This is a genomic window from Paenibacillus sp. TSM33 (genome assembly GCF_056099025.1).
Window position 1 is genome coordinate 32,649 of sequence record NZ_JBLZXB010000014.1, and the last position, 14,034, is coordinate 46,682.

Genomic DNA, 14,034 nt, shown 5'->3' on the forward strand with positions numbered 1-14,034 from the left:
GATATACTTGAGCTGCCTAAGGTTAGGTCCTCAACCTTATGACATGCCTTTGAGGGAGGCGTGAAATGAAAAATAAGGGATGACACGTCGGAGGTCAGTATTTCGCTAGGAAAGAGAAAGGATGAAATCAGATGGCTTATATCGCACAGGATAATCGATACGAACAAATGAAATATCGGCGGATTGGACGGAGCGGCGTCAGGCTCCCGGCCATTTCGCTCGGCTTGTGGCAAAATTTCGGCGGGAACAAACCGTTTGAGGATAGTCGTGCAATGATATTACGCGCCTTTGATCTTGGTGTCTTGCACTTTGATTTGGCAAACAATTACGGTCCGCCTCCCGGATCGGCCGAGGAGACCTTTGGACATGTTTTAAAAAAGGACCTCGCACCTTATCGGGACGAGCTGTTTATTTCAACTAAAGCTGGCTACTATATGTGGCCAGGCCCGTTCGGTGAGTGGGGATCGAGAAAAAATCTGCTTGCAAGCCTGGACCGCAGTCTTCAGCGAATGGGACTCGACTATGTCGATGTCTTTTATCATCATCGTCCCGATGGTGATACCCCATTAGAAGAATCGATGGGAGCGCTTGCTCATGCTGTAAAATCAGGTAAAGCACTGTATGTCGGTTTATCCAATTACGGACCGGAGGAAACGAAGCAAGCAGCTATGATCCTTAAGAATCTTGGTACACCGCTGCTCGTCCACCAGCCTATGTATTCAATGCTGAACCGGTGGATTGAGAACGGATTGCAGGACGTGTTGGCTGAAGTGGGAGCTGGCACCGTGGCTTTCTGCCCGCTTGGTCGCGGACAGTTGACGGGAAAATACATCGATAAGCTGGAAACTGAGTTTAAAACAGGCCAGCGCACACTGAAACCGGAGGCCGTATCTCAGGAGCGGATCAACAAATTCCGTGCGCTGGAGGCGATCGCGAAGCGCCGCGGTCAGACGTTGCCGCAAATGGCGTTGACATGGGCACTACGCGAAGGCGGCGTCGATTCGGTGCTAATTGGTGCTAGCCGTGTAGGTCAAATTGAGGAAAACGTGCTAGCAGTACACGCGAATCCGCTATCGGCAGCGGATATTCAAGAGATCGACCAGGTTATGCATAATATCGGGGATGTCCCCTGGTAATGTCATAGCAACAACCGATTCATTCACGAACAAATCAGTCGAGGCTTGAAAGACCCAATGAGCTGTCTCTTTTAAGCCTTGTGCGAAAGTGTGATGGAGAAAGTCCCTTCACTTTTTTAAACATTTTGGAGAACAGCAGCGGGTCGCTATAACCAACAGAATAGGAGACTTCCGTGATGGACAGCTGCGAATTGTCCAGCAGATCGCCTGCTTTGTCCATCCGGAGGTTCAACAAGTATTGTTGTGGGGAAACATTAAGAATTTCCTTGAAAAGGACGGACAGATAGACACGATCAATCCCAACTATGTGTGCGACCTCAGAAATGGAAACCCTTTGGTTATAGTTCATTCGAATAAACTCGACCGCTTTACGGATGTAGACGTCTTTGGGCCGTGTCTCGGGCAGTAGTTGACTCGTAGCAACCAACATTTCAATCCAATCAGCGAGTGACCTGAACAAAATGCTCTGTCTTCGCAGTTCACTGGTGCTGTGGTTCACGTCACAGGCGGAAAGTTCATCCAAATAAGAATCAAACCAAAACAACGGGGAGTACCTGAATACGGGATGAAGGGGAGAAATGTGCGCCTGCTCGAATAGAGGTATAACCCCGTTACCCGAAAAGGCTATCCAAGAATAAATCCAAGGATCGGTTTGGTCCGCCTCCATGTAACAAAGAATATTGTCGTATACAATAAAGCCTTCGCCTTGCTGAAGATGAAAGGTCTTACCGTCAATCTGGTAAACGCCTCTGCCCGCATGGATAAACATGATTTTGTATTGTCCTTTGATGCCGGGTCCCCAAGAATAGCTAGGTTTACAAACTTGCTTGCCGTGATAACAGTAACAAATATCCATCTGGTTGCGTTCCTCCTATGATATTACATCATGACATATAGGACCCTGAAAGTCACTTGCGAAATATGATATCAACTTTATCAGAATACTAGATCCATTTCTTCGTGTGTCTTTTAATGATCTTGATCATCTCTTTCATAGCAGGAGAGAGCCATTTATCTTTGTGATTTGCCAAATATGGTGATATTGCAGGACGGTCTGGTCCGACCTCTTCACCTTGAAGCTTGTTATGTTTTAGTTCTCTTTCACATCGACATTTTTATAGTCAGTGACGGAAGACTGAGCGGAGCCCAAGTGTTCAGCGACTTTTTTAATTTCTCTTGTTTCGACTATGGTTTTTAATGTGATTAAATGACGAAGTTCCATACGTCCATGCCTTGAATTGGAAGAACCATCAAAGGACGAAAAGTCCAGAGCGGTGGTTCTTTTTTTCTTTTGTTACCTGTGCCATCATTGTAGATGGAGGGCGATGAAGAATGTTCCAAGATTTTAAGCGCATTGGTGACCGTCCGGTCGTGATACAAGTAAAAGAATACATCAAACGTTTAATTATAAAAGGGACGTTTCATAGGGATCAGAAGCTGCCCTCCACACGAGAAATGAGCGGTGTGCTCAAGGTGAGTCGCAATACAGTCATTGCAGCCTATGAAGGCTTGAAAGACGATGGATTTACGTATGCGATTCCGAATAAAGGCAGCTATGTGGCCGCTATGGTGGACCGTTTGGCTGCAGATAGTGGAGAATCTGACACCTCCTTCGCCTGGCAGATTGACTGGAAGACAAGAATGAACAAGTATGCTGTAACGGCTGTTGAGCTTGATATGATGAAGCAGGGGATTCGCGCTAAAAAAGGAACCATCTCGTTTACAAGCATCGCACCAGATGAGCAGCTGTTTGATCTGGGAAATGTAAGGCGAGCCTTTATGGATCGGATGGCAATCGAAGGGCAGGTTCTGCTCAACTACGGCTATGCCAAGGGTTACAAACCGTTGATCGATTACCTGATGGGATATATGGAGAATAAGGGCGTCGATATAAGCGGCAAGGATATACTGATTACGAGTGGGTTTACAGAAGGATTTGACATTGTGCTGTCGGCACTCCGCCCTTCAGCGCACCGAGGTACGGTAATTTGTGAAAATCCGACCCATCACACAGCGATCAAAAATTTAAAGCTACAAGGTTTTGAGATTACCGGTATTCCAATGGAGCGGGATGGTATTAATGTGGAGCAGCTCGAAGCATTATTGCAGAAGCAGACAAATAGCTTCGATCTCGCTTATTTGACTCCTTCCTATCACAATCCTACAGGGATTGTCATGTCGCCGGCAAAGCGAAGCGCTGTAATGAATTTAATGATGCGCTATCAGATTCCGGTGATAGAGGATGGTTTTAATGAGGAACTGCGCTATTCAGGAGCGCATATTGCGCCATTAATAGCAACAGCAGGGCGAGGGAACGGAGTAATATATATTGGCAGCTTCTCCAAGGTGCTGTTCCCTGGCTTGCGAGTAGGCTGGGTGATTGCAGATCGAGCGCTGATTGACACTCTGGAAAGCATTAAGCGTGCGCGCACCATTCATACCTCAACAATCGACCAATCGATATTATATCAATATCTGCTCAATGGAAATTTTGAGAAATATGTAAAAAGAGCACGAACAGAATATAAGCGCAAATACGAGCTTACAAAAGCATGCTGTGAAACCCATCTCTCTGAGGCGCAACTATCTGGCGATGGGGGCTTGCATGTATTTCTTACCTTCCTGTCAGGCGTAAATACGCGCGAGTTGCTTGAAGCATGCATAGATCAAGGTGTTATATATACACCTGGAGACAAGTTTTTTATACAAGAAGGTGAAGGGACGAATACTTTGCGGCTTGGTTTTTCCCGAGTAACCGATGAACAGATCGAGCGGGGGATTCAGATCATAGGCCAACAGGTGCGTAACTTTCATAAGGCATGTGGTCATAAGAACAATCCGTAACTGCACTATGATTTTTTGAGAAAATGGGGTGTCATGATGAAGATAGGCGTTATTATGGGGGGAACTTCCACTGAGCGTGAAGTTTCTCTGCAGACAGGTCAAGAGATGCTGAATCATTTGGACCGCAGCCGCTATGAGGTGGTTCCAATTGCGATTGATCAGCCAGCGGATTTAATCGCACAGGTTCAGGACGCAGGCATCGATTTTGCACTGTTGGCGCTGCATGGCCAATATGGCGAAGACGGCACAGTACAGGGGGCGCTGGAGACACTGGGTATTCCCTATACAGGGAGCGGTGTTCTGGCAAGCAGCCTGTGCATGGATAAGCAGCTGTCTAAGATGCTGCTGAAGTCGGCGGGAGTGCATACGCCTACAGGCCTCTGCTGGCAGGGAATGGGTGATTATGATCAGCAAGCGGTAGAGCAGTTGGGTTACCCCGTTTTTGTGAAGCCGAATATGGGAGGATCCAGCATCGGCATCCAGCTTGTGCATAATGAGAAGGAGCTTCACTCGGCTATTCAGGAGGCTTGCGGTTTGAATCAAACGATTTTGGTTGAGCCTTTTATTCAAGGGACGGAGCTTACCTGCTCAATTGTGGATGGCGAGGTATTGCCAATTATCGGGATTCGCTCCGCCCATTCTGAATGGTTTGACTATAAAGCGAAATATGAGACCGGCGGCGCTGAGGAGAAGGTGATCCAGCTTCCTCCCGTTATTGAGCAGCTTGTGCGCGAGACGGCACTTGTCAGCTATCGGCTGCTGCAGTGCAAGGTGTATGCAAGGGTCGATATGATTTTGTGTCAGGATATACCTTACGTGCTGGAGGTGAACACCTTACCTGGAATGACCGCCAACAGCCTGCTTCCGAAGAGTGCAGCTGCAGCAGGCATAACCTTTACACAGCTGCTGGACCGTATTATTACTAGCTCACTTCATGAGCGGAAACGGGAATGGGAGAAGGTTTAATATGTTTGATGGATTAGACAGAAAATGGCGAAACTTTGTTATAATGATTAGAATGGAACAGTGTTAAACTGATTTAGATTTGCAGAATGTTGCAGCATTAATGCAACTTGATTTTGCTTCAAGATGGGGGAGGTGAATATGGATATTTTAATCAGAGAACTGAAGGCTGAGGACGGTGAGTGTGGTACTAACATTGATGGTAGCTTTATCGTAGATTCTACCCTTGTCTTGCAATTAACGGGACAACAAATCGGATATACGGTGAAGGAGAGGCCTATTCGTAAAAAAAGCTATGATGATGATCAGTTTGAAGAAGACACAGTTGAGGACTATACGAACTATATCGACAATCCCAATCAAATCATATTTGTAGCACTCGTAAATAATCAAGTCGTGGGTCAAATTGTTCTAAAAAAGAATTGGAATAAATATGCATACGTGGAAGATATCAAAGTCGACAAGCTATATAGAAGCCACGGTATTGGTAAAAAGCTAATCGAACAGGCTAAACGCTGGGTGAAGGATGGCGGGATGCCAGGGATCATGTTGGAGACACAAAGTAATAATGTTCGCGCATGTAAATTCTATGAAAGTTGTGGTTTTGTGATCGGTGGATTCGATTCCTACGTCTACAGAGGCCTAGATAAAGAAAGTGACGAGATCGCCATCTATTGGTATCTAATGTTTGCTTAAAACGAGACACCTTTATTTGAACAAAGGAGGACAAAAAGATGACTAAAAAGAGAATGGAATGGGAGGAAGGGAATTGGATCAATTCACCTCTATATGCCCGGAAAGAAGGAGATTTTCTTAAGGTTGCGCCTGAAAAGGGAAGAGACTTCTGGAAAAAGACTTTATATGGTTTTGAATTTGAGGATGGGTCCGCTCTATTATCGGATTGGAATCATAACACGGCGGTGGAAGTGTCGTTTCAACTCGCATCATTTACGGAGCTTTACGATCAGGCAGGTATTTTGTTATACCATGGCCCGGAGCAATGGATTAAAGCAGGGATAGAAATCAATGACGGCATTCCTCAGCTTTCCACAGTCGTAACCGCTGGATATTCTGACTGGTCGCTTGCGGCTGTGCCAGAGTGGGTCGGTGAAGAAGTCACCCTGCGCGCTTCCATCATCAAGGATGCTGTGATTATTCGCGCAAGGACGGAGCAGCACGGATGGCGAACGATTCGTGTGGCGCGTTTTCCCTACACCACCGGAAATCAGGCCGGTCCTTATACCTGTTCGCCAACCCGAGAGGGTTTTGAGGTTACCTTTACTCGCTGGAACTTTACAGAGCGGGATCAAGACCTTCACAGTGATCCTCCAGTAGAACATCATTGAAAAACGACTGCACAGCTGAGCACAGCAATATGAGATACTATAAACTAGCTTATATGCACATAAAGTAATGATTAAGAGCAGGCGTCTTATAATAAAATGGTTTTTAATGGACCCAAAAGGGAAGAGGTGTATTTGGGTGTGAAAGCCGGGACTGATGAGGATGGCCAAAGCGGAAAACTACTACTTGACATATAAAATACATACTATAAAAATTCCGATTATGGCATTCCTAAGTTCAGTTTTTTCCGTAACAAAATGAGGTTAAAAAATATTTGATGTAAAGCATACCCCATAGAGTACACACAGGGTAGGTTAACATACTCAACTGTGTACTCTATGGGGCATATTTAAATATGTCCTCATCCATTTTAAAGGTTATGCGGTTTAATATATTTATAGGGGAGATATGCATTCCAGCACCTTACGGTCCTTCTCTTGGCAGGAAACTATTCTCCGAAGGGCAAATTCTCTTTAAGCGCCCACAGGTCATCATAGTTGAAAATACGGTGATCTGCCTTGGACAAATCCTGCTGGCCTGAGCCTGGATTGTGTAAACCAATACAGCGCATACCCGCACTCTTGGCTGCATGAACACCGTTCCGTGAATCCTCAATAACAATACAATGGGCCGGTGCTATCTCAAGCAGTTCGGCGGCATATAGGAAGATGTCCGGTGCTGGTTTACCCTGGGATACTTCTTCTCCGCTGATTCGAATATCGAAGTAACGGCCAAGTCCCGTTTTTTCCATAATGAGATCAATCAGCGACCGTGGAGAGGAAGAGGCTACTGCAACCGGAATTCCTTTTTCCTGTAGCCAGTCCAGCCACCGTTCCAGTCCGTTGATCGCCACCAGGCCCTCGTGTGCTGTTATGGTCTGCATCACATTTTTTCGGTGATAGGCAAGCGCCTCTTCCAATGTATGAGTGAGTTGATGCCTGTCCAGCACTTGACGCCACATGGATTCGAGTGTCACTCCGACATAAGTGTGGTGCTCTTCTTCCGTCATGGGTGCACCGAAATGGGCAAAGGAGCTGCGTTCAACTTCAAAATAAATCGGTTCGCTGTCTACCAACACCCCGTCCATGTCGAAGATGACCGCTTTGACCGGAACGGACGCTGATGGGTCTCCTGTGTATTCATTATTCGTCGGTGTAACATGATGGATGCTCGTCATGTCCATTCTCCCCTTTGTTAGTAGCTAAATTTAGTTGCCGGAGCCATTCGATTGCAGCACAATCTTGATCGCCTGCGACGAAGGCTGAAGTGTCCGTTCGCTGATATTGCATCCAAGCGTCTTGAAGGCTTCATGGTAGTCGTCCAGCGGATACGAGTGGGTAATGATCTTTTTGGCGGGAATGATTTGCTGCTCAATCAGGTAATGCGCCGTGGAGAATGTGCCCAGAGAATCAATCGAACCGATGATTTTAAGGCTACGGTCAACTACCTCTTTCGGATTAAACGAGCTTATCCCATCTCTCAGCCCTACCAGCATCAAATACCCGCCGCTCGCAAGCTGGCTTAGCACCTCGGTGCCGACCACTCCTGTGGTGTCCACAATCATGTCCACCTGATTTTTTAACGGAGCCAGCTTATGAATGGCCGATTCCAGTGTGGCGTGCGCGGACCACCGTTCGGGGGCAATAGAATCCGCTATGGCGAGCCGTTCCTCCGAGATGTCAACAAGGCAACCAGTTACGCCTTTCGAAGCAAGAGCATAGCTGTACAGAATCCCGATCGGCCCTGCGCCTATAATAACGGTTGTGAAGTTAGGCAGCAGGTTAATCTGGTTGATTCCGGTCAGCATACAGCTCAGCGGTTCGGTCAGCGTCGCTTCTTCGTAGCTGATATGGTCCTTCAGCTTGTACAAAAAACGGTCCTCAGTCACATAATAATCGGTGAACGTACCGTCGGCGCTGACTCCGGTCTCTGTTACGGATTTGTGTGTGCAATGATTCTGTCTTCCTGTCCGGCACATTTCGCATTGCCCGCAGTAGTATGTTGGATCAATTACCACCCGGTCTCCAGGCTGTAGTGAACTGACGGCTGATCCTACAGCGATCACATCCCCCGCTGATTCGTGGCCCAAGATCGTGGACGGCACGGCATGATATTTGCCACTAATGATGCCTAGATCCGTACCGCATACGCCTGTCGCCCGAATCCGGACGAGTACATCGTTATCTTTTTTAATCTCCGGGATAGGTCTTTCCTCAAGTGCGACATCCCAAGCTGATTTATATACCAGTGCAAGCATGAATAATTCCTCCTTTTGCCTATTGGGCAGATTGTTAGTGAAGGGTAGCAAGAACGGCGTCAAGCCGTTTAACAATTTCGACAATCTCATCTTCTGTAGCCGTGAGGGAAGGTCTCACTTTGACCACATTGCCATAACCGTAACGGGAACCTCTGAGGATTAATTGCTGTTCCTCAAATGCACGATCGATAATTCCATTGCTTTTCACTGCATCCGGGCCATCGTCCTCGTCTACAATTTCCAGTCCCCACATCAGTCCGACGCCACGAGCCTCACCAATGCAATCATGCTTGTCAGCTATCTCGGTCAGCAGGGATCCGAGCAGGTTTCCTTTGGACCGGACGGCTTCCAGAAATCCGGGTTCGCTTACAACCTCCAGCGTGGATTTGGCTGCCGTGACCGAGATCAGATTGCTGCCCGAGGTAAAGGAATGCTCGTGCTTCTCCAGGACATCGAGACGAGACTGCATCAAAACCGCCGCAACCGGGACACCAATGCCGCCCAGACCCTTGGCGAGAGTAATAATATCCGGTTGGATGTCAAACAGCTCACTTGCGAACATGTAGCCTGTCCGCCCAATCCCAGTCTGCACTTCGTCAGCAATCAGAATCATCCCGTGCTCGTCGCATAGCTGACGGAGGCGCTTGAAATATCCTGCAGGCGGAATGATATTACCTCCGTTGCCCAAAATGGGTTCAATAATCATGCAGGCCACAGAGCCTGAGCTTGCATATTCAATGGCGTCTGATATGGCTTCAATACAATGATGACCACACTTGTCTGGTGAAGAATTAAAGGGGCAACGATAGCAGTAGGGGGCAGGTACATGTAGAGAATATGCCGCAGTTGAATTGGGAAAGTTCTTGCGGCGAAAGGCATTACCGGAAATGCCTGTTGCGAACTGGGTCTGTCCATGATGTGACAGATGCAGGCTGATGATATCAGTTGCTCCGGTATATTTCTGGGCCAGCTTCACAGCACATTCATTCGCCGTGGAGCCGGTAATATCTCTCATCCACCCGGCGTCGATGCCGTTCGGGGCATATTGAATTAGATGGTCTAGAACTTCTTCAACGTAAGGCTCGGTAAAGGATGAAGACATGTGGGCAAGATTGGCAACTTGCTCCTGTACTTTGGTGACGACATGAGGGTGATTATAACCGAGCGACAGATTGAAGGTGCCAGATACGCCATCCAAATACTCCTTACCTGAATCGTCAATCAAAGTAATGCCTTTTCCGTATCTGAAACGTTCTTTGGTCAAGGTATGCACGATATTTCCCCTCCATATCAGAATATACATTTCATTAAGTCATCCTTAAAAAAGAGTAACGCCCTATTACAGCATAACGAGGCTGAACTCACCTCCCCAGAATAAGAAATTCACCTTCCTTGTCCTAATGGACCAAGAAGCCATAGTTTGCCTGTTCCTGCAATTTCACAGATATGAGAGAAAACCGCAGCAACAGAATCAGCCCGAAAAGCCAAAATGCGATAGGCCTCACCTCCCCTAAGAACTAAAACAATATCATCCTTCCTTGCCCGAATGGACAAGAGAGTCAACGACTCGGCTGCCCCGATTATTCCACAGATGCGTGAGAATAAGTGCCAGCAGCAAAATCAAAGTAAATCCTCCTAAAATCCAGAGGCTAGCCGCCACTGGCCATTCGCTCATGCTCCAGCCGATTACATATTGAAGCACCGAGCCGCCAATTCCGCCCGACGCAATCAGAATACTGGTCGTCCGCTCGGTCATTCCTGGAATCAGTACGTTGGCGTAGACAAGCGCGATACAGAAGAGGCCGGACATGAATATCCCTGCACCAAAAATTAGAAGGTATGTAGCCCAATGGCTTGATATAAATACCATAGCGATCAAGAAACAGAAAGTGCCGATTGCACTCCATAGTAGGAAAGGAATATAGCCTGCTGACTCTGCAATCCTTCCTGAGAACATACGACCAATGATCATTGCAATCCAAAGTACGCTGACACCCAGCGAGGCTACGGAACCCTGAAGTTGTAGCGTTTCTGTCAGAATAGAAGGTAGGAAGTTCATGAGCCCCAGCTCAAGACCCATATAAACAAAGAAGAATATAATGAAGATTCCTAGCAATACACGATGCGGTCCAGAGTAACGGGCTTGTTCAACTGAACGTTCAGTAGTTCGAATGTCTGCTTGGGTAAGGTGAGAGGAGGCGGAAACAGGCATGGTAAGCCAAAATAGCACAAGGATAAAAGTGAGAAGGGAGAGGGTGTAAAAGGTTAGATACCACATTCCAAGCCAGATATACAGGCTAACGATCGCCGGCATAAGCAGTGCGCCAAGTGCGAAATAGACATCCAGCTTGGACATGGCTACGGCTTTTTGTTCCTCGGTGAACTCAATGGTGAACGCTCCGATGGAAGATTCAATAATGCCTGAGCCGAAGCCAATCCAGATGGCCATTGCGATGACCCAATTCCATGAGGGGAGTACACCCAAGACGGTACATGCTATCACAATACTGCCCAAGGCAATAGATAGCATGGACTTGCGACCCATATGCAGAGCCATAAAGGGAGTGAGCAGAACGCCGACAAGAAATCCGAAAAACTGCAGGAACAACAATAATCCACCATCGCTATACCCCCGTCCATAATGAGGCAGTAAAGTCGGCAGTAATGTCCCAAGCACTACGCTGGTGACGCCGATTAACAGATAGAAAGCACAACTTAAAGCGAATAGTCTCTTCAAGGCCTGTCCCTCCATTGGGTCATATTTTTTTATATGAGCATTGTTTTTTACTAGAATATACCATTACCATGGAAATGTATATATATAATTCTACAGAAATTGTAAAAATAAATCGATAAACTCTTAATAATATGCATCATGCTCCTTATCAACGTGATACACATCAGTTTTATCTTGAAGGAGACTATCAGGGTTATGGTATGAAGGATAGATTAATCGCCTGTACTTTCGTACAATTGACTTTGAATTAGAAGTTGATCCATACTTCAAATGAACGGTTGATTAAAGAACATTGGAGGGATCTTTCATGCGTTTGGGAGGAAAAGTTGCAGTCGTTACAGGTTCAGCATCTGGAATGGGGAAAGCGATTGCAAAATTATTTGCAAAAGAAGGCGCAAGTGTTGTTATTTCAGACCTGAACATTGAAAGAGCAGAAGCGGTTTCAGCAGGAATTAAATCAGCTGGAGGAAAGGCCATCGCATTAAAAACCAATGTTGCTGATTTGAATGATATACATGCTTTGATTGACAGAGCAGTTAATGAATTCGGAACTCTCGATATTTTGGTTAACAATGCGGGCGTTATGGATAACATGGCGCCAGTAGGGGACGTGGACGAAGAGACATGGGATTTGATATTCGATATTAATACAAAAAGCGTTATGCGTGCAATTCGTAAAGTAATCCCGATCTTCCTGGATAAAGGCAATGGAGTGATTATAAATACGGCATCTACAGGTGGCTTCAGCGGTGCGCATGCGGGCGCTGCCTATACCGCCTCAAAGCATGCGGTAGTCGGTATTACGAAAACACGGGATTTATGTATGCACAAAAAGGTATTCGATGCAATGCCATTGCACCAGGTGCGACAGCTACAAACATTGCTTCAACGATTCATAACTTGAATGAGTTTGGTGCATCTCGAACGAAGGTCACACAAGGCGTAATTCCTCGTGTAGGGCAGGCTGAAGAAATCGCAAAAATAGCCCTTTTCTTAGCTTCAGACGAATCGAGCTTTGTGAATGGGGCAGTTATTGCTGCTGACGCGGGTTGGACGGCAGGATTCTAATCAGAGTTGTGGCCCGGTTCTACCGTTGACAACAAGCTAAAAGAACATGAGAATTACAAAATCCCCTGACCAAAGTTTCATGGCACGGGGATTTGTAAAGGAAGTTCTAGTTCACATACTTCTCTATCGTGCTTCGGACTGCTCCGGGACCTGACAGCATTTCATGAAACATAGCTTCAATCTTGTCGCCCAGACCGATCTCATATAATCGGACGCCGAACAGTTTTTCATCCTCTAGGAGATGGCGAACCTCGGAGGCCTGATCGCACCTGTATCCGTTTTCAAACTATTCAGCAGTTGTTGTTGTACATTGGCTACGAATCCCCGAAAAATATTGCCTGCGCCAAAATGCACCCATTGCGGTCTAATTCAGGTGTGATGGGCTACAAGTTCCAGATCATACTTCGGCAGTTCGATGCCTGCAGCTTCCCAGGCCGTCTTATCTAAAAACCTTTTCGGTCAAGCTGGAGCATCTATTTCACTCCTTTGCCTTGAGCGAGACTATCCCAGACACCAAGCAAGTACATAACTCCCAGTGCGCGGTCATACAAACCGTAGCCTGGCCGACAATTCTTTTCTTCTCCCCATAGATGTCTGCCGTGATCTGGGCGCACATATCCCTGATAGCCTTTCTCGTGATAAGCTCTAACTACTTCCGGTATATCGACACTTCCGCCTTTCCCGCGATGTGACACTTCAATAAAGTCGCCATTCTCAAACACCTTGACATTACGAATATGCGCAAAATGAATACGATCATGGAACTCCCGAATCATAGCTGGCAAATCATTCTCAGGATTAGTCCCCAGTGAGCCTGTGCAGAAGGTTAGACCATTATATGGACTGTTCACTGCATCCAGGATACGCTGGATGGTCTCACGACTTCGGACAATTCTCGGCAGCCCGAAGATGGGCCATGACGGATCATCAGGATGAATGGCCATTTTGATGTCAACCTCCTCGCAAACCGGAACGATGCGCTCAAGAAAATACTTTAGGTTGTCAAACAGCTTGTCTTCGGTGACATCCGCGTAAGCAGCAAACAGTTCATCTAGTCTCACCAACCGCTCCGGTTCCCAGCCTGGCATCGTGAACTTCCCGGCTCCCTTGAGAATCCGATCCACCATTTGGCGGGGATTATCGGTAATGGCAGCCTTTTCATAAAAGAGAGCGTTAGATCCGTCAGGCAGCTCTTTATAAAGCTCGGTTCTGGTCCAGTCAAAGACAGGCATAAAGTTATAGCAAATCACCTTGACTCCCACCTTGGATAATTTGCGAATGGTGTCAATATAAATGTTAATGTATTGATCGCGGGTTGGGAGGCCGATTTTGATATCATCGTGGACATTTACACTTTCTACGACCGCCGTACTAAAGCCCTTGCTTGTAATCTGATCAGCTATCTTTTCAATTCGCTCCATTTCCCATACTTCACCGGCTACCTTATCATGTAAAGACCAGACAATGCCCATAACTCCCGGAATTTGCCGGATATGATCCAGTGTAATATTGTCGTTGCCTTCCCCATACCATCTCCAGGTCATGTCCATAACGATACCCTCCCTGATTTTATTGACAATCTTGTATACAAGATCGGATTGATCATAAAGTATAAAGTTTGCCCTTGTCAATGACTATAGAGGGGCTCAACACATCAAAATGTTTTATAATAAGTCTAGATTTAT

Annotated in this window: 11 protein-coding genes and 2 pseudogenes; 6 read left to right on the plus strand and 7 right to left on the minus strand. The window is 46.6% G+C overall.

What is annotated here, in order from left to right; genetic code table 11:
- Positions 1-131: 131 nt before the first annotated feature.
- Positions 132-1,136, plus strand: coding sequence for an aldo/keto reductase (locus tag ACN6NF_RS11870; protein ID WP_474317877.1), 1,005 nt, complete (start codon positions 132-134; stop codon positions 1,134-1,136).
- Between the two features lie 34 nt (positions 1,137-1,170).
- Here the strand turns inward: ACN6NF_RS11870 and ACN6NF_RS11875 are convergent, their stop codons facing one another.
- Positions 1,171-1,992, minus strand: coding sequence for a helix-turn-helix domain-containing protein (locus ACN6NF_RS11875; protein ID WP_474317879.1), 822 nt, complete (start codon positions 1,990-1,992; stop codon positions 1,171-1,173).
- Between the two features lie 267 nt (positions 1,993-2,259).
- A pseudogene (locus ACN6NF_RS11880) lies at positions 2,260-2,358 on the minus strand (LysR family transcriptional regulator); the annotation flags it as partial.
- Positions 2,359-2,468: 110 nt separating this feature from the next.
- Between ACN6NF_RS11880 and pdxR the strand changes: the two are divergent.
- From pdxR to ACN6NF_RS11900, 4 genes are all read left to right on the plus strand, one after another.
- Positions 2,469-3,980 (plus strand): MocR-like pyridoxine biosynthesis transcription factor PdxR, encoded by a 1,512-nt coding sequence (pdxR, locus tag ACN6NF_RS11885; protein WP_474317881.1) that lies wholly within the window; start codon positions 2,469-2,471, stop codon positions 3,978-3,980.
- 36 nt (positions 3,981-4,016) lie between these two features.
- Positions 4,017-4,946 carry a D-alanine--D-alanine ligase gene (locus ACN6NF_RS11890; protein WP_474317883.1) on the plus strand — a complete coding sequence of 310 codons (930 nt, stop codon included), beginning with the start codon at positions 4,017-4,019 and terminating at the stop codon, positions 4,944-4,946.
- 138 nt (positions 4,947-5,084) lie between these two features.
- Entirely contained in the window at positions 5,085-5,639 is a 555-nt protein-coding gene (locus ACN6NF_RS11895; RefSeq protein WP_474317884.1) for a GNAT family N-acetyltransferase, read from the plus strand.
- 38 nt (positions 5,640-5,677) lie between these two features.
- Entirely contained in the window at positions 5,678-6,289 is a 612-nt protein-coding gene (locus ACN6NF_RS11900) for a DUF1349 domain-containing protein (protein WP_016818781.1), read from the plus strand.
- Positions 6,290-6,735: 446 nt separating this feature from the next.
- On the opposite strand, the gene ACN6NF_RS11905 is transcribed toward ACN6NF_RS11900, so the two are convergent.
- The 4 genes from ACN6NF_RS11905 to ACN6NF_RS11920 all read right to left on the minus strand — a co-directional run bounded on the left by ACN6NF_RS11905 (position 6,736) and on the right by ACN6NF_RS11920 (position 11,281).
- Complete coding sequence (locus ACN6NF_RS11905; RefSeq protein ID WP_474317886.1) at positions 6,736-7,464, minus strand: HAD family hydrolase; 729 nt, start codon at positions 7,462-7,464, stop codon at positions 6,736-6,738.
- Positions 7,465-7,494: 30 nt separating this feature from the next.
- A complete protein-coding gene (gutB1, locus tag ACN6NF_RS11910; protein ID WP_019687253.1) occupies positions 7,495-8,544 on the minus strand; it encodes a 2-amino-2-deoxy-D-mannitol dehydrogenase GutB1 in 1,050 nt (349 codons plus the stop codon).
- Positions 8,545-8,578: 34 nt separating this feature from the next.
- Positions 8,579-9,847 carry an aspartate aminotransferase family protein gene (locus tag ACN6NF_RS11915; protein ID WP_474317887.1) on the minus strand — a complete coding sequence of 423 codons (1,269 nt, stop codon included), beginning with the start codon at positions 9,845-9,847 and terminating at the stop codon, positions 8,579-8,581.
- A gap of 225 nt (positions 9,848-10,072) precedes the next feature.
- Positions 10,073-11,281: an MFS transporter gene (locus tag ACN6NF_RS11920; RefSeq protein WP_474317889.1), complete on the minus strand. Its 1,209-nt coding sequence runs from the start codon at positions 11,279-11,281 to the stop codon at positions 10,073-10,075.
- A gap of 307 nt (positions 11,282-11,588) precedes the next feature.
- Between ACN6NF_RS11920 and ACN6NF_RS11925 the strand changes: the two are divergent.
- Positions 11,589-12,349 (plus strand): annotated as a pseudogene (locus ACN6NF_RS11925) (SDR family oxidoreductase).
- Positions 12,350-12,822: 473 nt separating this feature from the next.
- Here the strand turns inward: ACN6NF_RS11925 and uxuA are convergent.
- The gene (gene uxuA / locus ACN6NF_RS11930; protein WP_474317891.1) at positions 12,823-13,899 is read right to left on the minus strand and encodes a mannonate dehydratase; all 1,077 of its coding nucleotides are present in this window, start codon (positions 13,897-13,899) and stop codon (positions 12,823-12,825) included.
- Positions 13,900-14,034 lie beyond the last annotated feature (135 nt).

Excerpts from the sequence above, each read along its gene's own strand:
- ACN6NF_RS11870 (WP_474317877.1), top strand. The coding sequence starts at position 132 with ATGGCTTATATCGCACAGGATAATCGATACGAACAAATGAAATATCGG.
- ACN6NF_RS11875 (WP_474317879.1), bottom strand. The coding sequence starts at position 1,992 with ATGGATATTTGTTACTGTTATCACGGCAAGCAAGTTTGTAAACCTAGC.
- pdxR (WP_474317881.1), top strand. The coding sequence starts at position 2,469 with ATGTTCCAAGATTTTAAGCGCATTGGTGACCGTCCGGTCGTGATACAA.
- ACN6NF_RS11890 (WP_474317883.1), top strand. The coding sequence starts at position 4,017 with ATGAAGATAGGCGTTATTATGGGGGGAACTTCCACTGAGCGTGAAGTT.
- ACN6NF_RS11895 (WP_474317884.1), top strand. The coding sequence starts at position 5,085 with ATGGATATTTTAATCAGAGAACTGAAGGCTGAGGACGGTGAGTGTGGT.
- ACN6NF_RS11900 (WP_016818781.1), top strand. The coding sequence starts at position 5,678 with ATGACTAAAAAGAGAATGGAATGGGAGGAAGGGAATTGGATCAATTCA.
- ACN6NF_RS11905 (WP_474317886.1), bottom strand. The coding sequence starts at position 7,464 with ATGACGAGCATCCATCATGTTACACCGACGAATAATGAATACACAGGA.
- gutB1 (WP_019687253.1), bottom strand. The coding sequence starts at position 8,544 with ATGCTTGCACTGGTATATAAATCAGCTTGGGATGTCGCACTTGAGGAA.
- ACN6NF_RS11915 (WP_474317887.1), bottom strand. The coding sequence starts at position 9,847 with ATGTATATTCTGATATGGAGGGGAAATATCGTGCATACCTTGACCAAA.
- uxuA (WP_474317891.1), bottom strand. The coding sequence starts at position 13,899 with ATGGACATGACCTGGAGATGGTATGGGGAAGGCAACGACAATATTACA.